This window comes from Kitasatospora sp. MBT63 (assembly GCF_000710465.2).
Classification (GTDB): Bacteria; Actinomycetota; Actinomycetes; order Streptomycetales; family Streptomycetaceae; genus Kitasatospora.
In genome coordinates this window covers 1-19,572 of the sequence record NZ_JAIZ01000029.1, presented here as the reverse complement: position 1 = coordinate 19,572, position 19,572 = coordinate 1, and the positions used below count along the sequence as shown (strand labels likewise).

Genomic DNA, 19,572 nt, shown 5'->3' with positions numbered 1-19,572 from the left:
GGCCGCCGCACTGGCCGGCCAGGTGGCGCGCGCCGCCCGGGTCGCGCCCCCGCTGCCACCCGTGCGCAGCGGACGCGAGCTGCTGGTCGAGCACGTCACCGCGATGGTCTGCTGCGCCGCCGTCGACACCGGGGTCGCCACCCCCGGGCTGGACTGGCTGGACGGTCCGGTGCTGGTCATGACGGGTGGCCGCCGCGGCGAGCCGGCCGCGGCGGTGGCCCGGGCGGTCGAGCAGGGCGAGGACAAGCCGCTGCGCGCCTGGCTGGAGGCGGCCGGGGTGCGGCTGGAGCGCCCGGTCCGGCTGCCCGGCTGACCGGCCCGGGCGCCCGGCGACGCTCCGGCCCGCCGGGTTCCCGGCCACCAATTGCTACCGTTGGGTGACACAGCGCCAGCATTGTGTGGTGTGCTGGACCGCACGCACATCCGCATGGCAATTGCCACACGGGGGGGTGTGCGACTCGCTGGTTGGGGAGGGCGCGTGGGGAGAGAACTCGACCGCCGCTGGGAGTCCGCCACGCTGGCGCACAGCGTGTCCGACCCCTTCGGGCAGGGGCCGCTGCCCTGGCTGCGCAGTCCGGACGAGTACCTGGCGGGGGTCGAGGCCGCCGTCCCCTGGTACGTCAGCGTGGACGCCCCCGGCCAGGAGCCGCTGGCCGGGCCGCGGCCGAAGCCGCCGGTCGGCACCCCGAAGAACTCCGACGACGTCGACCAGCAGATCAAGGGCTTCGCCTCGGCCGGGGTGATCCGCCCCGGCGGCTCGGTCGACTTCCGGGTCACGGTCAACCCGCCGCGGGAGTTCACCGTGGACGTCTACCGGATCGGCCACTACGGCGGCGACGGCGCCCACCTGGTCACCTCCAGCCCGCTGATCGCCGGACTGGCGCAGGCCGCACCGCTGGTGGTCGGCCGGACGGTCTCGTGCCACCACTGGTGGCAGTCCTGGCGGCTGCAGGTCCCGCCGCACTGGCGGCCCGGCGCGTACGTCGCGGTGCTGACCACCGCGGACAACCGGCACCGCAGCCACATCCCGTTCACCGTACGGGACTTCGCGGACCGGCCGGCCCCCGCGGCCGGCACCGCCGACACCGCCGCCGACCTGCTGCTGATCCTGCCGGACGTGACCTGGCAGGCGTACAACCTGTTCCCGGAGAACGGCAGCACCGGCGCCAGCCTCTACCACGCCTGGGACGGCGCCGGCCGGCTGGTCGGCGAGTCCGAGGCCGCCGTGACCGTCTCCTTCGACCGCCCGCACGCCGGGGCCGGGCTGCCGCTGCACGTCGGCCACGCCTACGACTTCATCCGCTGGGCCGAGCGCTACGGCTACGACCTCTCCTACGCGACCGCCTCCGACCTGCACGCCGGCCTGGTCGACCCGGACCGGCACCGGGCGCTGGTCTTCCCCGGGCACGACGAGTACTGGTCCGAGCCGATGCGCAGGGCCGTCGAACGCGCCCGGGACGGTGGCACCTCGCTGGTCTTCCTGTCCGCCAACACCATGTACTGGCGGGTGGACCTGTCGGCGGGGCCCTCCGGCGAGGCCAACCGGCTGCTCAACTGCCGCAAGCGGCAGCGGGTCCCGGGCGGCGGCCCGGTGGCGGGGGTGCCCGGGGCCGCCAGCGCGCTGTGGCGGGACGCCGGCGAGCCCGAGCAGCAGCTGCTCGGCGTCCAGTACGCGGGCAGCGTCCCGGCGCCGGTCCCGATGGTGGCCCGCAACACCACGCACTGGCTCTGGGCGGGCACCGGCCTGGCGGAGGGCGGCGAGCTGCCGGGTCTGGTCGCGGGCGAGGCGGACCGGTACTTCCCCAAGGTGCCGCTGCCCGAGCACACCGAGCGGATCCTGCTCGCCCACTCGCCGTACCGGGACTCCGAGGGACGTCCCGCGCACCAGGAGACCTCGCTCTACCGGGCGCCGAGCGGTGCGTACGTCTTCGCGGCCGGCACCTTCGCCTGGTCGCCCGCGCTGGACCGGCCCGGCCACACCGACGAGCGGATCCAGCGGGCCACCGCCAACCTGCTCGACCACCTCTGCAAGGACGGCTGAGCGCCCGGCGGCCCGGGGCGGACGGGGACGCCGCCGGGCCGCGGGGCGGGCCATGACAGACTCGGGGGCAGTGACCTCCCCTTCGCGGCCTGCCGAAACGCGAACCACCCCTGAGGACTGAGACGACCTTGAGCGGATTTGTCACCAAGCCCGAGCCGGTCCAGGTACCCGGCCTGGTCCACCTGCACACCGGCAAGGTGCGCGACCTCTACCGGGCCGAGTCCGGCGATCTGGTGATGGTGGCCAGCGACCGGACCTCGGCGTTCGACTGGGTGCTGCCCAACGAGATCCCCGACAAGGGCCGGATCCTCACCCAGCTCTCGCTGTGGTGGTTCGAGCGGATCGCCGACATCGTGCCCAACCACGTCATCTCCACCGAGGTCCCGGCCGGCGCCCCCGCCGACTGGAAGGGCCGCACGCTGATCTGCCGCAGCCTGGAGATGGTCCCGGTCGAGTGCGTCGCCCGCGGCTACCTGACCGGCTCCGGCCTGCTGGAGTACCGGGCCGACCGGACGGTCTGCGGCATCGCGCTGCCGGAGGGCCTGGAGGACGGCTCCGAGCTGCCCGCCCCGATCTACACCCCGGCGCTCAAGGCCGAGGTCGGCGAGCACGACGAGAACGTCTCGTACGAGGAGACCGCGCGCCGGATCGGCGCCGAGCTGGCCGCCAACCTGCGTCAGACCACGCTGGCCGTCTACGGCCGGGCCCGGGACATCGCCCGCGAGCGCGGGATCATCCTGGCGGACACCAAGTTCGAGTTCGGGCTGCTGGACGGCGAGCTGGTGATCGGCGACGAGGTGCTCACCCCGGACTCCTCCCGCTTCTGGCCGGCCGACCGGTGGCGGCCGGGGCAGGCCCAGCCCTCCTTCGACAAGCAGATCATCCGCGACTGGCTGGCCTCGCCCGCCTCCGGCTGGGACCGCCACGGCGAGACCCCGCCGCCGGTCCTGCCGGCCGAGGTCGTCGAGCAGGTCAGCGCCAAGTACGCCGAGGCCTACGAGCGCCTCACCGGCACCACCTGGGTCTGACCGGCCCGGCCCCGGGAGCGGCCGGCGGCCACGGCGGCCGACCGCTCCCGCCGCCGCCCGGTCAGATCCAGCCGTGTTCGCGGGCGATCCGGACGGCCGCGTGCCGGTTCTGCGCGCCGAGCTTGGTGGCGGCCGCGGAGAGGTAGTTGCGGACCGTGCCGGGGGACAGCGCGGCCCGTTCGGCGATCTCGGTGATCGAGGTGCCGTGCGCGGCGAGTTCCAGGACGTCGGTCTCCCGCGGGGTCAGCGGACTGTCGCCCGCACTGATCGCGTCCGCGGCCAGCTCCGGGTCGACGTACCGGCCGCCCGCCCGGACGGTGCGGATGATCCCGGCCAGGTCGGCCGCGGAGACCGTCTTCGGCAGGAAACCGCGCACCCCGGCCGCCAGCGCCCGCTTGAGATGGCCGGGCCGCCCGTGCCCGGTGACGATCATCACCCGGCACTCCGGGACCGTCCGCCGCAGTTCGGCGGCCACCTCGATGCCGTCCAGCCCCGGCATCTGCAGGTCCAGCACGGCGACGTCCGGCCGGTGCGCCCTGGCCATGGCGAGCGCCTCGGGGCCGGACGCGGCCTCGGCCACCACGGTCAGGTCGCTCTCCAGACCGAGCAGCAGGGCCAGCGCCCCCCGGATCAGGTGTTCGTCGTCGGCGAGCAGGACACGTACGGGTGCGGTCATCGGGCGGCCACCTCCGGGGCCGGCGCGGGGCTGGTGAGCGGAAGCGTCGCGGCGAGCCGGAAGCCGCCCGCGGCCGCCGCCGGGAGCGACAGGCCGCCGCCGTGCGCGGCCAGCCGCTCGCCGAGGCCGGCCAGGCCGGTGCCGGGCTGCCCGGTGTCCTTGCGGCCGGGCGGCACGCCGTCGTTCTCGACCTCCAGCACGGCCAGGCCGCCGGTGGTCCGCAGCCGTACCGTGCAGTGTCCGGCCTCGCTGTGCCGCAGCACGTTGGTGGTGGCCTCGCGGACCACCCAGCCGAGCACCGACTGGGCGACCGCGGGGAGGGCGGCCGGGTCGGGACCGAGGTCGACCGTGCAGTCGACCCCGGCGGCGCGCAGCACCGACCGGGCGCCGGCCACCTCGGCCCGGAGATCGGCGGTGCGGTAGCCGCGGACCACCTCGCGCACCTCGCGCTGGGACTCCTGGGCGATCCGCTGCACCTCGGTCATCTGGTCGGCGGCCTCCGGGCGGCCCCGGCGGGCGAGCTGGACGGCCAGTTCGCTCTTGAGCGCGATGGTGGTGAGGTTGCGGCCGAGCACGTCGTGCAGGTCGCGGGAGAACCGCAGCCGCTCCTCGGCGACCGCCAGCCGGCTCTGCCGTTCGCGGGCGTCGTCGAGTTCCCAGACCACCTTGGCCAGCCAGGCCGAGCAGCGGCAGGTGACGGCGATCAGGGCCATCGAGGCGCCGGTGCCGGCCAGCAGGCCGAGCGTGGTCGCGGGCGCCGTCCCGGACAGCAGCAGAACGGGGGCGGTGAGCAGCAGGGCGCCGGCGCCCGCCAGGGTGGCGGCGCCGCGGTCGGTCAGGGCGATCGACACGGGGGCGAACCAGAGCACCAGGGCCGTGGCGATCAGGGCGGTGTGGGGCGGCGGGGCGCCGTCCGGGGCGGCCGGGCGGAGCAGCAGCACCACCCACGCGCAGCCGACCGTCAGCACGGCGGAGGCCGCCACCCGGCCGGTGGGCCGGGCGGACCGGCCCAGGTAGTGGGCGAGCGCGGGCCGGAACAGGGCCACCGACATCACGGTGCCCGCCAGCGAGGCCGTCAGGGAGGCCGCCAGCACCGGCCGGGGCAGCGCCGAGCCCTCGGGGCTGCCGAGCAGTGCCAGCACGGCCAGCGGCTGGATCAGCGCCATCAGGTAGAGCGACCAGCGGATGTAGATCTCGGTGCGCTGCGGTTTGCCGCAGGCCCGCCAGCGCTGCAGCGGTCGCCGCAGGTCCATGTCGTCCCCTCCCACCCGCACGGTCCGGTCCCACCCGCACAGTCCGGCCCTCTTCCTATCCCGGCGGGCCCGCGCGGGGCCAGCCCCGCCGGTTCGGCCCGGCCCCGGCGGTTCAGCGGCGGGGCTCCCAGCGGAACCGGTGTCGGGCGGCCCACCAGACGGCGGCGGCCCAGCACACGGCCAGGCCCAGCTGCGGGGCGCCCGCGCCCCAGCTGCCGGCGAACCCGGTCGCGGGGGCCGAGCCGCCCGTGCCGAACCAGCCGATCCGCAGCAGCAGGAACGCCGGGGTGGTGGGCAGCGCCCGGCAGAGGCCGGCCAGCTGGTCGGGCATCACCTCCAGCGGGAACATCAGGCCGGAGCCGAACTGGGCGGTCATCAGCACCGGCAGGGTGGTGATGCCCGCGCTCTCCACGGTCCGGGTGTACGCGCTGGACAGGGCCGCCAGCCCGGTCAGCAGGACCACCGAGAGCCCGAGCCCGGCGAGCGCCAGCAGCGGGTTGACCGGCACCGGCAGGTCGAGCAGCGCGGCCCCCGCGACCCCGAGCGCCGCGCACTGGACCAGCGCCAGCAGCACCGACGGCAGCGCGGTGCCGGCCAGGATCTCCAGGTCCCGGGCCTCGCCGGTCCGCAACCGTTTGAGCACCAGCTCGCCGCGGCGGGCCACGTACGCGGCGGTCAGGTTGTAGTAGACGACGAACAGCAGCACGATCCCGGTGACGCCGGTGACCAGCGCGGCGTTCAGGTCCAGTCCCGGGGTGGTGGAGGCCTGCTGCCGCAGCACCTCGCGCACGCCGGCGACCAGCAGGACCGGCAGCCCGAGCGCGGTGAGCAGCGCGGTGCGGTTGCGCAGCAGCAGGGTGGCCTCGGCCCGGCCCAGGGCGAGCAGCCGGCCGGTGGTGGTGGTGCCGGTGGTGGCCGGGGTGGTGTCCGGCGCCTGGACGGTGGTCATCGGGAGTCTCCGATCGGCGGGCGGACGGCGGTCGCCGGGACGCCGCCGGACCAGACGGCATCGGCGGCATCGGCGGCATCGGCGGGCCCGGCGGCGACGGCCAGGAAGGCCTCCTCCAGCGAGGCGCTGCGGGCGTCCAGCCCGGCCAGGGTGATCCCGTGCCGGGCGGCCCAGCCCAGCAGGGCGGTGAGGACGGTCTGCAGGGCGGACGTGCGGACCGTGATCCGGCGGCCCTCGGCGGTGACCTCGGCGCCGTCCAGCGCGGGCAGCCCGAGCGTCCCGTACGGTCCGCGGCGCTCCGGGAGCTCGAAGGTGATCCGGGCGGGGTGTCCGGCGATCACCTCGGCGACGGTGCCGCCGGTGACGATCCGGCCGTGGTGCATGATCGCCAGCCGGTCGGCCAGCTCCTCGGCCTCCTGGAGATGGTGGGTGGTGAGCAGCACGGTGGTGCCCCGCTCGCGCAGCCCGCGGACCAGCTGCCGCACGGCGGCCCTGGCCTCGGGGTCGAGCCCGCTGCCGGGCTCGTCCAGGAACACCACCTCGGGCCGGCCCAGCAGGGCCACCGCCAGGTCCAGGCGCCGGCGCTCGCCGCCCGAGAGCTGCTTGACCCGCGCGTCGCGGCGGTGCCGCAGACCGACCGGGTCCAGGGCCTCGTCGACCGGCCGGGCACCGCTGGTCAGGCCGGCCCAGCTGCGGACGGTCTCGGCGACGGTGAGGTCACCGGGGAACCCGCCCTCCTGCAGCATGATGCCGATCCTCGGGCGCAGTGCGGCCCGTTCCCGGTACGGGTCCAGGCCCAGTACGCGGACCCGGCCGGCGGTCGGTGCCGCCAGGCCCTCCAGCAGTTCCATGGCGGAGGTCTTGCCGGCGCCGTTGGTGCCGAGCAGCGCGAACAGCTCGCCCCGGCGGACGGTGAGGTCCAGGCCGTGCAGGGCGTCGAAGCCGCGTTCGTCGGCCGGTCCGTAGCGGCGGCGGAGCCCGGCCGCCTCGATGACGGGCGCGGGGTGACTGGTGTCGGTCATGCATCCAGCGTTCCGCCGGCCGGGCAGCGCGGGCAGTGCGTCCCGTCACCGGCCGCCGGGGCGGATCCACGGATCGGCGGTGACAAATGTCAGACGGGGGCCCGGCGGCCCCGGGCGGGGAAACGCCGAAGGGCCCCCTCGTCGAGGGGGCCCTTCGTACTGGAGCGGACGACGAGATTCGAACTCGCGACCCTCACCTTGGCAAGGTGATGCTCTACCAACTGAGCCACGTCCGCACGGCGCCTGGGCGCCGGTCGCCTCTCCGGGTCTTCCCCGTTGCGGCGACGAGAATTACTCTACAACATCGATCGGAGTGCTCGCCCCACCCTTACCTCCGGGGAGGCAGGGTGGGGCGGCGGCCGGTCTCAGTTGGCGTCGGCGAACGCCTCGTAGACGTGCTTCGGGATGCGGCCGCGGGCCGGCAGCTCCATGCCGTTGGACTGGGCCCAGGCGCGGACCGCGGCCGGGTCCGGGGTGAGCGCGGTGCGCCGGAAGGACTTTCCGGTGCGGCTCTGGCGGCGCCCGGCCGCGACGAACGGGGCGAGGGCCTCCCGCAGCTTTTCGGCGTTGTCCGCAGACAGGTCGATCTCGTACGACTTCCCGTCGACGCCGAAGTGGACGGTTTCCGCGGCGGCGCCGCCGTCCAGGTCGTCGGAGAGCGTGACGACTACACGCTGAGCCATGGGTGTCAATCCTCTCGGGCAATTCGGCCGCCGGGTGTCGGAAGTGCCCCGGGTGCCCCGGTGGCCGGTGGAGCGGGCGTACGAGGGCAGGCTCACGGCCATGCCGATACGCCGCACCCGCGGCTGCCGGTCGCCCTATTCTGCACCCAAAGGGGGCTGAATACGAAGGGCTGTGGATTCCTTTTTCCGGAAATTCACGTGATGCTCGCGAGGATGGATACCCGGATGATAGGGGTGGTCGATCTGTCCGGAGTGCGGGTATTCGGGTGTTCTCGGCGAGGGCCGTCGCGGGGCATTAACCGGCCGGAAAACCGGCCGGTACGCGGGGTGCGGAGAGGCCCGGAACCCTTGTCGCGTAAGGGTCGATGGTCTACGCGCGTCGCTATGTCCGGGCCGCAATCACGCCCGAAAGCCCAGGTAGTCTGAAGGTCCCCCCGCCTTCACGCACGACACCACCGGGAGTGCCAGTGGCACGCGTCGTAGTCGACGTCATGCTCAAGCCGGAGATCCTCGACCCCCAGGGACAGGCGGTGCAGCGTGCGCTGCCGCGTCTGGGATTCGACGGGATCGCCGACGTCCGCCAGGGCAAGCGTTTCGAGCTGGAGCTGGAAGGGCCGGTGGACGACGCCGCCCTCGCCCGCATCCGCGAAGCAGCCGAGACCTTCCTCGCCAACACCGTGATCGAGGACTTCACCGTCCGGGTCGAGGAGGAGGGCAAGTGACCACCCGCGTAGGCGTCGTCACTTTCCCCGGCTCGCTCGACGACCGCGATGCCCAGCGCGCGGTGCGCCTGGCCGGCGCCGAGCCGGTCGCCCTGTGGCACCGTGACAAGGATCTCCATCAGGTCGACGCCGTCGTCCTGCCGGGCGGATTCAGCTACGGCGACTATCTACGGTGCGGCGCCATCTCCCGCTTCTCGCCGGTGATGGAGACGGTCATCGAGCAGGCCAGGCTCGGAATGCCGGTCCTCGGTATCTGCAACGGCTTCCAGGTGCTCTGTGAATCCCACCTGCTGCCCGGTGCGCTCACCCGCAACTACTCGCTGCACTTCGCCTGCCGCGACCAGAAGCTGCGGATCGAGAACGCCACCACGGCCTGGACGGGCGATTACTCCCAGGGCCAGGAAATCGTCGTCCCGCTGAAGAACGGCGAGGGCCGCTTCGTCGCGCACGAGCATGTCCTCGACGAGCTGGAGGCCGAAGGCCGGGTGGTCGCCCGTTACCTCGAGGTCAACCCGAACGGTTCGTACCGCGACATCGCCGGTATCACCAACGCCGCCGGCAATGTCGTCGGCCTGATGCCGCACCCCGAGCACGCGGTGGAGCCGCTCACCGGCCCGACCACCGAGGGCCTGGGCTTCTTCACGTCCGTCCTGAAGCAGCTGGTGAACGCCTGATGTCCCTGGATACCGTCAAGAACGCCGAGCAGACCCCGGACTCCGTCCAGCCCTGGGCCGAACTCGGCCTCAAGGAGGACGAGTACGCGCGGATCCGCGAGATCCTCGGCCGCCGCCCCACCGGCGCCGAACTCGCGATGTACTCGGTGATGTGGTCGGAGCACTGCTCGTACAAGAGCTCCAAGGTCCACCTCAAGCAGTTCGGCGAGAAGGCCCCGGCCAGCGACGCGATGCTCGTCGGCATCGGCGAGAACGCCGGTGTGGTCGACGTCGGCCAGGGCTACGCGGTCACCTTCAAGGTCGAGTCGCACAACCACCCGTCGTACATCGAGCCCTACCAGGGCGCGGCCACCGGCATCGGCGGCATCGTCCGCGACATCCTGGCGATGGGCGCCCGCCCGGTCGCCGTGATGGACCCGCTGCGGTTCGGCGCGGCCGACCATCCCGACACCCGGCGCGTGCTGCCCGGGATCGTCGCGGGCATCGGCGGCTACGGCAACTGCCTGGGCCTGCCGAACATCGGCGGCGAGGTCGTCTTCGACTCCTGCTACCAGGGCAACCCGCTGGTCAACGCGCTGTGCGTGGGCGTGATGAAGCACGAGGACATCCACCTCGCGCAGGCCTCCGGCGCCGGCAACAAGGTCATCCTGTACGGCGCCCGCACCGGCGGCGACGGCATCGGCGGCGTCTCGGTGCTGGCCTCGGAGACCTTCGACGCGACCGGCCCGGCCAAGCGCCCGGCCGTCCAGGTCGGCGACCCGTTCCAGGAGAAGCTCCTGATCGAGTGCACCCTGGAGATCTTCGCCGAGAAGCTGGTGCTCGGCATCCAGGACCTCGGCGGCGCCGGACTCTCCTGCGCCACCTCGGAGCTGGCCTCGGCGGGCTCCGGCGGCATGCGGATCGAGCTGGACACCGTGCCGCTGCGCGACAAGACGCTCTCGCCGGAGGAGATCCTCATGAGCGAGTCGCAGGAGCGCATGTGCGCCATCGTCGAGCCCGGCAAGGTCGACCGCTTCCTGGAGATCTGCGAGAAGTGGGACGTCATCGCCACCGTCATCGGTGAGGTGACCGACGGCGAGCGCCTGGAGATCTTCTGGCACGGCGAGCAGGTCGTCGACGTGCCGCCGCGCACCGTCGCCCACGACGGCCCGGTCTACCAGCGCCCGTACGCCCGCCCGAGCTGGCAGGACGCGCTGCAGGCGGACGCCCCGACCGCCGGGCGGCTGCTGCGCCCGGCGACCGGCGAGGCGCTCAAGGAGGCCCTGCTGGCCGTCGCGGGCTCCCCGAACCAGGCCTCCAAGGCGTGGATCACCGACCAGTACGACCGCTACGTGCTCGGCAACACGGTGCTGGCCACCCCCGAGGACTCCGGCATGATCCGGATCGACGAGGAGACCAACCTCGGCGTCTCGGTCGCCACCGACGGCAACGGCCGCTTCACCAAGCTGGACCCGTACACCGGCGCCCAGCTGGCACTGGCCGAGGCGTACCGCAACGTCGCGGCCGGCGGCGCCAAGCCGCTCGCCGTCTCCGACTGCCTCAACTTCGGCTCCCCCGAGGACCCGGACGTGATGTGGCAGTTCGCCGAGGCCACCCGCGGTCTGGCCGACGCCTGCCAGATCCTCGGCACCCCGGTCACCGGCGGCAACGTCTCGCTGTACAACCAGACCGGCGAGACCGCCATCCACCCGACCCCCGTGGTCGCGGTGCTGGGCGTGATCGACGACGTGACCCGGCGCACCCCGATCGGCTTCGCCGAGGAGGGCCAGCTGCTCTACCTGCTCGGCGACACCGCCGACGAGCTGGGCGGCTCCGCCTGGACCGAGGTCGTCCACGGCCACCTGGGCGGCCTGCCGCCCAAGGTCGACCTGGAGCGCGAGCGGCTGCTCGCCGAGATCCTGATCGCGGGCTCCCGCGACGGCATGATCGACGCGGCGCACGACCTCTCCGACGGCGGTCTGGGCCAGGCGCTGGTGGAGAGCTGCCTCAAGGGCGGCAAGGGCGCGCGGATCGTGGTGCCCGCGGAGCTCGACCCGTTCGTGTTCCTGTTCTCCGAGTCGGCCGGCCGGGCCGTGGTGTCCGTGCCGCGCAGCGAGGAGCTCCGGTTCAACGACATGTGCGGCGCCCGCGGCCTGCCGGTCGCCCGGATCGGCGTGGTCGACGGTGATGTCCTGGACGTCCAGGGCCAGTTCACCGTCTCGCTGGCCGAGCTGAAGGACGCGCACACCGGTGTGATCGAGGCCCTGATCAGCTGATCGGACCCGACGGAGGGCGGCCCGCGCGAGCGGCGGGCCGCCCTCCGCGCGTTCGGGGCCGCTCCCGGGATCCGCGGGGGCCGGGCGTGTCGCCGGTCCGCGCTAGCCTTCCGGACATGGCGAACCGGACCCGTAGCTACGACCCCGCGAAGGTGCGCGCCGCGCTGGCCGCGCAGACCGAGGAACTGCGGGCCGCCGTCCGCGTGCTGTGCGCCGATCCCGCGGCGGAGGAACTGCTGGCCCGGCCGACCCGGCTGGGCGGCTGGCGGGTGCGCGAGCTGCTGGCCCACCTGGCCCTGCAACTCGGCTGGGTGCCACGGCACCTGGACGACCCGCAGCAGGGCCGGGCGCCGCTCGCCCTGACCCAGTGGGTCGCCGGTGTCGCCGCGCTGGCACCGTCCCTCGACGAGGCGGCCCGGGCGCACGCCGCCGCCGACTTCGACGGTTGCCCGGCGAAGGTCGCCGAGGCGTTCGACCGGGAGGCCGACCTGCTGCTGGCCCTGCTGGCGGGCCCGGCCGACGCACTGGCGGGCCGGCGGTTCGAGATCCGGCTCGGCTCGATGACGCTCACCGACATGCTGGTGACCCGGCTGGTGGAGAGCGTGGTGCACGCCGACGACCTGGCCCACGCGCTGGGCATCACCGGCTTCCGGCACGACCGGCAGGCGCTGGCCGCCGTCACCCGACTGCTCGCCGACTCCTTCGCCGCGCAGGTGCCGGGCGGCGCCGTCGAGCTGCGGGTGCCGCCGTACGCGGTGGTGCAGGCCGTCGAGGGCCCCCGGCACACCCGGGGCACCCCGCCGAACGTGGTCGAGGCGGCCCCGCTGGTCTGGATCCGGCTCGCCACCGGCCGGGCGGACTGGGCGGGCGCCGTCGAGGCGGCCGAGGTGACGGCCAGCGGCGAGCGCAGTGACCTGAGCGCCTACCTGCCGGTGCTGGGCTGACCGGCCCGCGGTCGAGGGCGGAGGGCGGTCAGCGGGCGGAGGCGGGGTGCTGGGCCGAGACCTGACGGGCACCGGTCAGTAAGCTCGGGGCGCCGACGGCCGGCCGGATGGCGATGGACCGGCCGCGGGCTCTGAAGGGGGACTTGGCGTGGGTGCAGAGGGTCGGCGGATACCGCCACTGCGGGCGGGCCGCCGCCCGGCCGGCCTGGCGCTGCTGGGCTGGCTCGGCGACGCCCGGGCTCCGCGGCTGTGCCAGGTCGTGGGACCGCCCGGTTCGGGCCGGACCCACCTGCTGTCCTGGCTGGCCGACAGCGGCACCGGGGTGCACGCCGTGCTGCCCGCCGCCGGGACGGACCCGCGCAGCGCCGCCTGGCTGCTGGGGCGCTTGCTGGAACTGCCCGCCCGTACCCCCGAGGAACTGCTCGCCGCCCTGGCCGAGGACGACCGCCCCACCGTGATCTGCGTCCCGGACCTCGCCCGGGCCCTGGACCCGGACCGGCTGGTGGCCGGGCTGCTGGACCCGCTGCTGCGCTCGCCGCAGGTCAGGCTGGTGGTCGAGGGCGGCGCCGAGGCCGTCGGCGGGTTCACCGAGGTCGCCGACCCGGCCGTGCTCGACCTCGCGCTGGAGCAGTGGACCGACCGGGCCCGGTTCACCGCCTGGTGCGCCACGGCCGGCGCCGACCCGGCCCGGTACCCGAGTCCCGGCGCGGCCCTCGGCGGTCCGCACGAGCCGGCCGGCCCGCCGCCCGGCCCGCACCCCGCCGAGCTGCTCGCCGATCCCCGGCTGCTCGCCCACGAGGACCCGGTGGCGGTCGCCGCCGCGCTGGGCGAGCTGCCGGGCACCCTCCCGGAACTGTGGCGGGCCACCGGGGCGGCACTGGTCGGCGAGCGCGACCCCGCCGTACGGGCCGCGGTGCTGCGGACCCGGCTGATCGGTCTGGACGGGCCGGCGGCCGACCGGCTGGCGGAGCCGGACGCCCCCTGGCACTGCGTGTGGGCGATGTGGCCCAACTCGGCCTTCGGCTGGCCCGGTCCGGTCTCCTCGCTGGCGCTCGGCGCGGGTTCGTACGCCGGCCAGCTGCTGCTCGCCGACCCGGGCGGGACGGTCCGTACCGTGGACGCGGCCTCCGGCCGTCCGCTGGCCCGGGTGCCGGCCCCCGGGCCGGAGCCGCTGCGCGGGCTGACGGTTACCCCCGGCGGCAGCGTGGTGCTGCTGGACGCCCGGGGCCACGGCCTGGTGGTGCCGTCCGCCGCGGAGGCCGACAGCCGCCCGGGTGAGGCACTGGCCGAGCTGCAGGCGCTGGCCGGCGGCGGGCCGAGCGCGGTCGCCGCCGTCCCCGGTCTGCCCGGCGCGCTCCCGGCGCTCGGGGACGAGCGGGGCACGCTGCACTGGCGGGACCCGGACGGCCGGGTGTCGGCCGCCGCGCTGCACCAGGGGCCGGTGACCGCGCTGGCCGGTGCCTTCGCGGACGGGCGGCCGGTACTGGTGAGCGGCGGGTTCGACGGTGCGGTGCGGCTGTGGCGGCCCGGTTCCGGGGATCCGGCCGAGGTGCTGGAGCGGCGGGCCAGGGAGGTCGCGGCCGTCGCCGCCGACGCCACGGGGGAGGGGCTGACGGTGGCCGCCGCCTGGGCGGACGGCCTGGTGCGGCTGTGGCGGCCCGGAGCGCCGCCGCTGGACCTGCGGCTGGGCTCGCCGGTGTGGGCGCTGGCGCTCGCGGGGGAGCTGCTGGTGCTCGGGACGGCGGACGGCATCGCCGCGGTACGGGCCGGGGCCGCCGCGCCGTAGCGGCCGTAGCGGGCCGTGGGCCCGGTCTCAGGCCACCTTGGGGCCGCTGAGGTACTTGCCGTCCGCGGAGTACGGCCAGGCGTTGGGGGTGCAGCCGTTCAGGCCGTAGATCTGCTGCATCATCGCGGGCGCGGGCTTGCCCGGGCCGGGGCAGCCCTCGTGGCCGTGGCCTATCCGGTGGCCGACCTCGTGGTTGACGATCAGCGCCCGGTACTCCTCGATCGGGCCCGTGAACTGCGGCGAACCGGTCTCCCAGCGCTTGGAATTGACCATCACCTGATCGCCGACGTCGCAGTTCACCTCACCCTGGGTGTTCAGGCCCGCGGTGGCGCAGATCCTGTCGGTGGTCCCCGGTGAAGCAATCTTGATGGTGAAGTCGTACGCACCGTCGGCGACCAGCTGGAAGCCGGTGCGCCCGTCCGTGGTCCAGCCGCGCTTGTCGGCCAGGATGGCCTGCACCTCGCCGGCGGCGGCCTGCGGGTCGATGCCGATCCCGTTCTCCACCTCGACCCGGTAGCGCCGGATCTTGCCCTTGCCGACGGCCGGGCCGTTGGCCGCGGCGGTCACGAAGGTGCCGGTCGGGGTCCCGGCGGGCGCGGGGGCCGGGGCCGGCGGCGGGGTGCTGGCCGGCTGCACGGGCGCGGCCGCGGACGGCGACTGCTCCCCGCTCTCGCTCGGCACCGCCCGGGCCTGCCGGCTCGGCCCGCTGCTGCCCGGCGTGCCCTGCGGCAGTCCGAGGGCCACCACCGTGCCGCCCAGCACCGCCAGTGAACCCGCCAGCGCGATGCCCATCCCGAGCCGGCGGCGCTTCGGCCTGGCGCGCCTGCGCCCACGGGCCGGGGCACGCCTGGAGGAGCGGGAGTCGGGCACTACGGGCCCTCTCTCTTCGACGACGGGACGTGATGACCGGTCAACTGCGGTGCGACGAGGGCCATCCGGGTCAGCCTCGCACGGCGTGCCGACTTTGTCTACATACTCGGTATGCACGCCGAGGGTCCCGACCCTCCGTGCGTCCTCGACACTTCCTCGACGCGCCGGCGCCGCCACCGGTTCCCGCCCGCCCCCGGCCGACGGCGATGCCCGGGGCGCGGGCCCCGGGCATCGGCGGTTCGGATCGGGGGACCGGCTCAGCCCAGCGTGTCGGCGGCGGTCGGCGAGGAGTCGCGCAGGAACTGCGTGCAGCGCTCGTACTCGTCCTTCTCCTCGATCGCGCCGGCCGCCCGGGCGAGGGCGTGCAGCGCGCGCAGGAAGCCGCGGTTCGGCTCGTGCTCCCACGGCACCGGGCCGTGGCCCTTCCAACCGGACCGGCGCAGCGCGTCCAGGCCGCGGTGGTAGCCGGTGCGGGCGTAGGCGTACGACTCGATGGTCCGGCCGGCCACGAAGGCGTCGTCGGCCAGCTGCGCCCAGGCGAGCGAGGAGGTCGGGAACTTGGCCGCGACCTCGGCGGGTGTGGCACCCGAGGCCAGCAGCTCCAGCGGGCCGGTCTCGGCCGGCAGGTGGGTCGGCGGCGGTCCGCCGAGCAGGTTCTCGTGAATGCTCATGGGGCCCAGTCAACCACTGACCGGGTGGGGAACGAAGACGCCGGTGCCCCCGCGCGGCGGACCGTACGGGGGCACCGGCGGCAGGTGCTACTTGATGCGGTTGCCCGCCGAGCGCAGCTGCTGGGCCGCCTCCAGCACGCGCGCGGCCATGCCGGCCTCGGCCAGCTTGCCCCAGGTGCGGGGGTCGTAGGTGTTCTTCTTGCCGACCTCGCCGTCGACCTTCAGCACGCCGTCGTAGTTGCGGAACATGTGGTCCACGACCGGGCGGGTGAAGGCGTACTGGGTGTCGGTGTCGAGGTTCATCTTCACGACGCCGTTCTCCAGCGCGGTGGCGATCTCCTGGGCGGTCGAGCCCGAGCCGCCGTGGAAGACGAAGTCGAACGGGTCGGTCTTGCCGTACTGCTTGCCGATCGCGTCCTGCAGCTCGCGCAGCAGCTCCGGCTTCAGCACGACGTTGCCCGGCTTGTAGACGCCGTGCACGTTGCCGAACGAGGCGGCCAGCAGGTAGCGGCCCCGCTCGCCCAGGCCGAGCGCCTCGGCGGTGCGGACGGCGTCGTTGACGGTGGTGTACAGCTCGTCGTTGATCTCGTGCGAGACACCGTCCTCCTCGCCGCCGGTCGGGGTGATCTCGACCTCGAGGATGATCTTGGCGGCGACGGCCTGGGCCAGCAGCTCCTCGCCGATGGCCAGGTTGTCGGCCAGCGTCTCGGCGGAGCCGTCCCACATGTGCGACTGGAACAGCGGGTTCAGGCCCTTGGCCACGCGCTCGGCGGAGATCGCCAGCAGCGGGCGGACGTAGCCGTCCAGCTTGTCCTTCGGGCAGTGGTCGGTGTGCAGCGCGACGGTGACGTCGTACTTGGCGGCCACGATGTGCGCGAACTCGGCGAGCGCGACGGCGCCGGTCACCATGTCCTTGTTGTGCTGGCCGCCCAGGAACTCCGCGCCACCCGTGGAGATCTGGATGATGCCGTCGCTCTCGGCCTCGGCGAAGCCGCGCAGCGCGGCGTGCAGCGTCTGCGAGGAGGTGACGTTGATGGCCGGGTAGGCGAACTTGCCCGCCTTGGCCCGGTCGAGCATCTCGTTGTAGACCTCGGGAGTTGCGATGGGCATGCGAATCCGCTCCTGTCGGTGTGGGGCGATCGGACGACGCTGTCCGATGCTCAGTACGCCAGTGGTACGACGTTGTGGCACCGGGCCGACGCGACTCAAGGCGGTGCGGCTTGGTGGTACCAGGATCGACGGGTCCGACGCGGCACGGGGAGAGGGTGGTCCACGACCGCGGGGCGGACACCGCTGTCATCTTCCCAGACTCCGCCCCCGGGACACCCGGCGGCCCGCCACTTGGGACGGACGGTGTACGGGGGACCGAAGGGGCCCCGGAGGCCGCCGTAAGGGCCCCGGTAATCCGGGGGCGCTATCCTGCGCGCGTGGACACCTACAACCAGCTCGCCGTCAACGTGCTCGACGCGAAGTCGCTGATCTCCTCCCTGGGCGCGATCGGCCTGCTCGCGATCATCTTCGCCGAGACCGGCCTGCTGATCGGGTTCTTCCTGCCCGGTGACTCGCTGCTGATCCTGGCCGGCGTGGCCGCCTCGAGCGCGGCCTCCTCGGTCCTCGGCGAGGGCGCCCGGCTGCCGATCGCGCTGCTCCTGATCGGCGCGCCGATCTGCGCCGTGGCCGGCGCGCAGCTCGGGCACCTGTTCGGCGCCAAGGTCGGCCCACGCCTGTTCGACAAGCCCGATTCGAAGATCTTCCGACGCGAGTTCGTGGTGAAGGCCGAGGAGTACTTCGACAAGTTCGGCCCCGCCAAGGCCGTCGTCCTGGCCCGCTTCATCCCGGTCGTCCGCACCTTCCTCAACCCGGTCGCCGGCACCCTGGAGATGCCCGCCCGGACGTTCTTCGTCTGGAACGTGGTCGGCGGCGTGCTGTGGACCGAGTCGATGCTGCTGATCGGCTACTTCACCGGCGACTCGCTCGCCCCCGTGATCGACAAGTACCTGATCCCCGCGATGGCGCTGATCATCCTGATCTCGGTCTCGCCGGTCATCGTCGAGGTGCTCCGCGAGCGCAGGAAGAAGAAGGCCGCCGGGGTCGAGGCCGAGGAGCAGCACCCGGTGGCGGGCGGCCGCCACCGCCGGGGCTGACCACCCCCACGGACACCCGGAACGGCCGGTGCCCGCACTGTTTCACGTGAAACAGTGCGGGAACCGGCCGTTCGTCCGCGGCCCGCTCGCGCGGCCGCCGACCCGGATCAGCCCAGGTCGAGGTCGTCCAGGGTGTACGCCGTGACGTACGGCAGACCGGCCTTCTCGATCGCCGGCGCCGCACCGCGCTCCACGATCACCGCGACACCCACCACCTCGGCGCCCGCCTCGCGCAGCGCCTCGACCGCCGTCAGCACCGAACCACCGGTGGTGGAGGTGTCCTCGACCGCCAGCACCCGGCGGCCCTTCACGTCCGGACCCTCGATCCGCCGCTGCAGACCGTGCGCCTTGCCCGCCTTGCGGACCACGAACGCGTCCAGCTTGCGGCCGCGCGCGGCGGCGGCGTGCAGCATCGCGGCCGCCACCGGGTCGGCACCCAGCGTCAGACCGCCCACCGCGTCGTACTCCAGCTCCGCGGTCGCGTCCAGCATGACCTTGCCGACCAGCGGCGCCGCCTCGGCGTCCAGCGTGATGCGGCGCAGGTCGACGTAGTAGTCGGCCTCCAGCCCGGAGGAGAGGGTGACCTTGCCGTGCACGACGGCCTTGTCCTTGATCTGCGCCAGCAGGGCGTCGCGGTCGTTGCTGCGGTCGATGCTCATGAGCAGCCAGTCTAGGCCGTGCCCCGCCGCGGGCTAACGCCGACGCAGCGCCCGGACCAGCACCACCGCGCCGCCGAGCAGCGCCACCCCGCCGCCGATCACCCACGGGATCGCACTGCGCTCGCCGGCCGAACCGGACAGCAGGGTCGGTTCCACCCCGCCCCAGCGCGACGCCGCCCGGGCCCGCGCACTGTGGGCCGGCGCCGCCGGGGCGTACCGGCCGCGCGGCGGCGCGTGGTCGACCTCCTCCGCCGACCGCCCGACGATGCTGCGCCGCACCGGACCCGCCAGCACCGGCTCCGGCTCGTACGGCTGCCCGGGGCCGGGGCCCGTCGGCGGCTCGGCGTCGGAGAACGAGATCAGGTCGGAGAGGTCGTCGTCCAGGTCGCGCTCGGCGGCGTGGTCCTCCAGGTAGACCACGGTGGCCGTGGGCTCCTGCAGCTCCTCGTCCCCGTCACCGGCCGGCGCCGGCGGCTCGGCCAGCAGAGCGGCGAACGCCGCCGCGCTCCGCTGCAGCAGCCGGCGGCCGGTGGCGTCGCGGACCCCCGGGTGGATGTCGGCCAGCCGGCCGCCCTGGATCTCCACCGAGCCGGACAGCCGCACCAGCGTCCCGCCGGGTGCCTCGTGCACCGAGATCCGGACCCTCGCCGTCAGCAGGCCCTCGCCGCGTACCTCCTCGGCCGACAGCAGCGCCCGGAAGACCGGCCCGGTGTCCTCCTCGGCCCCGGGCGGCTCCTCGTCGGGGTGGTAACCCTCGGGCCGCTCGCTGGTCCCGCAGTCCCCGCCGTAGGTGATCGTGGAGCCGCCGATCCGCAGCCTCAGCCGGGCCGACAGCTCGTACTCCGAGGACTCCTCCGGCACGATCGTCAGGCCGGGGACGCACCCGGCCACGGACGCCTGGTCGGCCAGCGCCCGCCGGACGGCCTCGACGGGCTGTGGGACGACGAACTCATGCTCCATGCTGCGAGCCTACCGACCTCACCGGCCGCTGCGGAGAGTTGCGTCGAGGTTGGACCGGCCGGGCGATCCCGCAGTACACGTACGGACCCGTCCCCGTGCCGGTCCCTGTGCCGGTCCCCGCCGTGCCGGGTGGCCGGCCGGTCAGCCCAGCAGGTGGTGCGGGCCCGGCCCGCGCGCCGGGCGGCGGGCCGCCAGGGCGTCCGCGGCGGCCCGCAGGCCCGCCGTGGTCAGCGAC

Annotated in this window: 18 protein-coding genes, 1 tRNA gene and 1 pseudogene; 9 read left to right on the top strand and 11 right to left on the bottom strand. The window is 74.4% G+C overall.

Features of this window, described 5'->3' with window-relative positions:
- The 3 genes and pseudogenes from AA75_RS01850 to AA75_RS01840 form a co-directional block, all read left to right on the top strand.
- Nucleotides 1–313 (top strand): annotated as a pseudogene (locus AA75_RS01850) (hypothetical protein); the annotation flags it as partial.
- A 165-nt stretch (nucleotides 314–478) separates the two neighbouring features.
- Nucleotides 479–2,041 (top strand): N,N-dimethylformamidase beta subunit family domain-containing protein, encoded by a 1,563-nt coding sequence (locus AA75_RS01845; protein ID WP_033817894.1) that lies wholly within the window; start codon nucleotides 479–481, stop codon nucleotides 2,039–2,041.
- A 128-nt stretch (nucleotides 2,042–2,169) separates the two neighbouring features.
- Nucleotides 2,170–3,069, top strand: a complete 900-nt coding sequence (locus AA75_RS01840) for a phosphoribosylaminoimidazolesuccinocarboxamide synthase (protein WP_033817893.1) — start codon at nucleotides 2,170–2,172, stop codon at nucleotides 3,067–3,069.
- 61 nt (nucleotides 3,070–3,130) lie between these two features.
- Here the strand turns inward: AA75_RS01840 and AA75_RS01835 are convergent, their stop codons facing one another.
- From AA75_RS01835 to AA75_RS01810, 6 genes are all read right to left on the bottom strand, one after another.
- Entirely contained in the window at nucleotides 3,131–3,745 is a 615-nt protein-coding gene (locus tag AA75_RS01835; protein ID WP_033817892.1) for a response regulator transcription factor, read from the bottom strand.
- Nucleotides 3,742–4,998, bottom strand: coding sequence for a sensor histidine kinase (locus tag AA75_RS01830; protein ID WP_033817891.1), 1,257 nt, complete (start codon nucleotides 4,996–4,998; stop codon nucleotides 3,742–3,744). Before AA75_RS01830 ends, AA75_RS01835 begins: the two co-directional genes overlap by 4 nt.
- A 112-nt stretch (nucleotides 4,999–5,110) precedes the next feature.
- A complete protein-coding gene (locus AA75_RS01825) occupies nucleotides 5,111–5,947 on the bottom strand; it encodes an ABC transporter permease (RefSeq protein WP_033817890.1) in 837 nt (278 codons plus the stop codon).
- The gene (locus tag AA75_RS01820; RefSeq protein ID WP_051811577.1) at nucleotides 5,944–6,969 is read right to left on the bottom strand and encodes an ABC transporter ATP-binding protein; all 1,026 of its coding nucleotides are present in this window, start codon (nucleotides 6,967–6,969) and stop codon (nucleotides 5,944–5,946) included. Before AA75_RS01820 ends, AA75_RS01825 begins: the two co-directional genes overlap by 4 nt.
- 160 nt (nucleotides 6,970–7,129) lie before the next feature.
- Nucleotides 7,130–7,205 (bottom strand) — tRNA-Gly (locus AA75_RS01815).
- A gap of 129 nt (nucleotides 7,206–7,334) precedes the next feature.
- A complete protein-coding gene (locus tag AA75_RS01810) occupies nucleotides 7,335–7,652 on the bottom strand; it encodes an Lsr2 family protein (protein WP_033817889.1) in 318 nt (105 codons plus the stop codon).
- A gap of 467 nt (nucleotides 7,653–8,119) precedes the next feature.
- Here AA75_RS01810 and purS point away from each other — a divergent pair, with 467 nt between their 5' ends.
- From purS to AA75_RS48920, 5 genes are all read left to right on the top strand, one after another.
- Nucleotides 8,120–8,374, top strand: coding sequence for a phosphoribosylformylglycinamidine synthase subunit PurS (purS, locus tag AA75_RS01805; protein WP_033817888.1), 255 nt, complete (start codon nucleotides 8,120–8,122; stop codon nucleotides 8,372–8,374).
- A complete protein-coding gene (gene purQ / locus AA75_RS01800) occupies nucleotides 8,371–9,048 on the top strand; it encodes a phosphoribosylformylglycinamidine synthase subunit PurQ (protein WP_033817887.1) in 678 nt (225 codons plus the stop codon). The genes purS and purQ overlap by 4 nt, the downstream gene beginning before the upstream one ends.
- Nucleotides 9,048–11,303, top strand: coding sequence for a phosphoribosylformylglycinamidine synthase subunit PurL (purL, locus tag AA75_RS01795; protein ID WP_033817886.1), 2,256 nt, complete (start codon nucleotides 9,048–9,050; stop codon nucleotides 11,301–11,303). Before purQ ends, purL begins: the two co-directional genes overlap by 1 nt.
- Before the next feature lie 116 nt (nucleotides 11,304–11,419).
- Nucleotides 11,420–12,247 (top strand): sterol carrier family protein, encoded by an 828-nt coding sequence (locus AA75_RS01790; RefSeq protein ID WP_033817885.1) that lies wholly within the window; start codon nucleotides 11,420–11,422, stop codon nucleotides 12,245–12,247.
- A gap of 148 nt (nucleotides 12,248–12,395) precedes the next feature.
- Complete coding sequence (locus AA75_RS48920; RefSeq protein ID WP_033817884.1) at nucleotides 12,396–14,033, top strand: hypothetical protein; 1,638 nt, start codon at nucleotides 12,396–12,398, stop codon at nucleotides 14,031–14,033.
- 27 nt (nucleotides 14,034–14,060) lie between these two features.
- Here the strand turns inward: AA75_RS48920 and AA75_RS01780 are convergent, their stop codons facing one another.
- The 3 genes from AA75_RS01780 to fbaA form a co-directional block, all read right to left on the bottom strand.
- Complete coding sequence (locus tag AA75_RS01780) at nucleotides 14,061–14,825, bottom strand: DUF3152 domain-containing protein (protein ID WP_149037888.1); 765 nt, start codon at nucleotides 14,823–14,825, stop codon at nucleotides 14,061–14,063.
- 335 nt (nucleotides 14,826–15,160) lie between these two features.
- Nucleotides 15,161–15,574: a DUF3151 domain-containing protein gene (locus tag AA75_RS01775; RefSeq protein ID WP_033817882.1), complete on the bottom strand. Its 414-nt coding sequence runs from the start codon at nucleotides 15,572–15,574 to the stop codon at nucleotides 15,161–15,163.
- An 87-nt stretch (nucleotides 15,575–15,661) separates the two neighbouring features.
- Nucleotides 15,662–16,684 carry a class II fructose-bisphosphate aldolase gene (gene fbaA, locus AA75_RS01770; RefSeq protein ID WP_033817881.1) on the bottom strand — a complete coding sequence of 341 codons (1,023 nt, stop codon included), beginning with the start codon at nucleotides 16,682–16,684 and terminating at the stop codon, nucleotides 15,662–15,664.
- A gap of 317 nt (nucleotides 16,685–17,001) precedes the next feature.
- On the opposite strand from fbaA, the gene AA75_RS01765 reads away from it, so the two are divergent.
- A complete protein-coding gene (locus tag AA75_RS01765; protein ID WP_033817880.1) occupies nucleotides 17,002–17,718 on the top strand; it encodes a DedA family protein in 717 nt (238 codons plus the stop codon).
- 107 nt (nucleotides 17,719–17,825) lie between these two features.
- On the opposite strand, the gene pyrE is transcribed toward AA75_RS01765, so the two are convergent.
- On the bottom strand, nucleotides 17,826–18,377 hold the full coding sequence (gene pyrE, locus AA75_RS01760; RefSeq protein WP_033817879.1) for an orotate phosphoribosyltransferase: 552 nt from the start codon (nucleotides 18,375–18,377) through the stop codon (nucleotides 17,826–17,828).
- Between the two features lie 33 nt (nucleotides 18,378–18,410).
- Nucleotides 18,411–19,337, bottom strand: coding sequence for a hypothetical protein (locus AA75_RS01755; RefSeq protein WP_051811575.1), 927 nt, complete (start codon nucleotides 19,335–19,337; stop codon nucleotides 18,411–18,413).
- Nucleotides 19,338–19,572: the final 235 nt, after the last annotated feature.

Excerpts from the sequence above, each read along its gene's own strand:
- AA75_RS01835 (WP_033817892.1), bottom strand. The coding sequence starts at position 3,745 with ATGACCGCACCCGTACGTGTCCTGCTCGCCGACGACGAACACCTGATC.
- AA75_RS01830 (WP_033817891.1), bottom strand. The coding sequence starts at position 4,998 with ATGGACCTGCGGCGACCGCTGCAGCGCTGGCGGGCCTGCGGCAAACCG.
- AA75_RS01825 (WP_033817890.1), bottom strand. The coding sequence starts at position 5,947 with ATGACCACCGTCCAGGCGCCGGACACCACCCCGGCCACCACCGGCACC.
- AA75_RS01820 (WP_051811577.1), bottom strand. The coding sequence starts at position 6,969 with ATGACCGACACCAGTCACCCCGCGCCCGTCATCGAGGCGGCCGGGCTC.
- AA75_RS01810 (WP_033817889.1), bottom strand. The coding sequence starts at position 7,652 with ATGGCTCAGCGTGTAGTCGTCACGCTCTCCGACGACCTGGACGGCGGC.
- purL (WP_033817886.1), top strand. The coding sequence starts at position 9,048 with ATGTCCCTGGATACCGTCAAGAACGCCGAGCAGACCCCGGACTCCGTC.
- AA75_RS01790 (WP_033817885.1), top strand. The coding sequence starts at position 11,420 with ATGGCGAACCGGACCCGTAGCTACGACCCCGCGAAGGTGCGCGCCGCG.
- AA75_RS01780 (WP_149037888.1), bottom strand. The coding sequence starts at position 14,825 with ATGGGCATCGCGCTGGCGGGTTCACTGGCGGTGCTGGGCGGCACGGTG.
- AA75_RS01775 (WP_033817882.1), bottom strand. The coding sequence starts at position 15,574 with ATGAGCATTCACGAGAACCTGCTCGGCGGACCGCCGCCGACCCACCTG.
- fbaA (WP_033817881.1), bottom strand. The coding sequence starts at position 16,684 with ATGCCCATCGCAACTCCCGAGGTCTACAACGAGATGCTCGACCGGGCC.
- pyrE (WP_033817879.1), bottom strand. The coding sequence starts at position 18,377 with ATGAGCATCGACCGCAGCAACGACCGCGACGCCCTGCTGGCGCAGATC.
- AA75_RS01755 (WP_051811575.1), bottom strand. The coding sequence starts at position 19,337 with ATGGAGCATGAGTTCGTCGTCCCACAGCCCGTCGAGGCCGTCCGGCGG.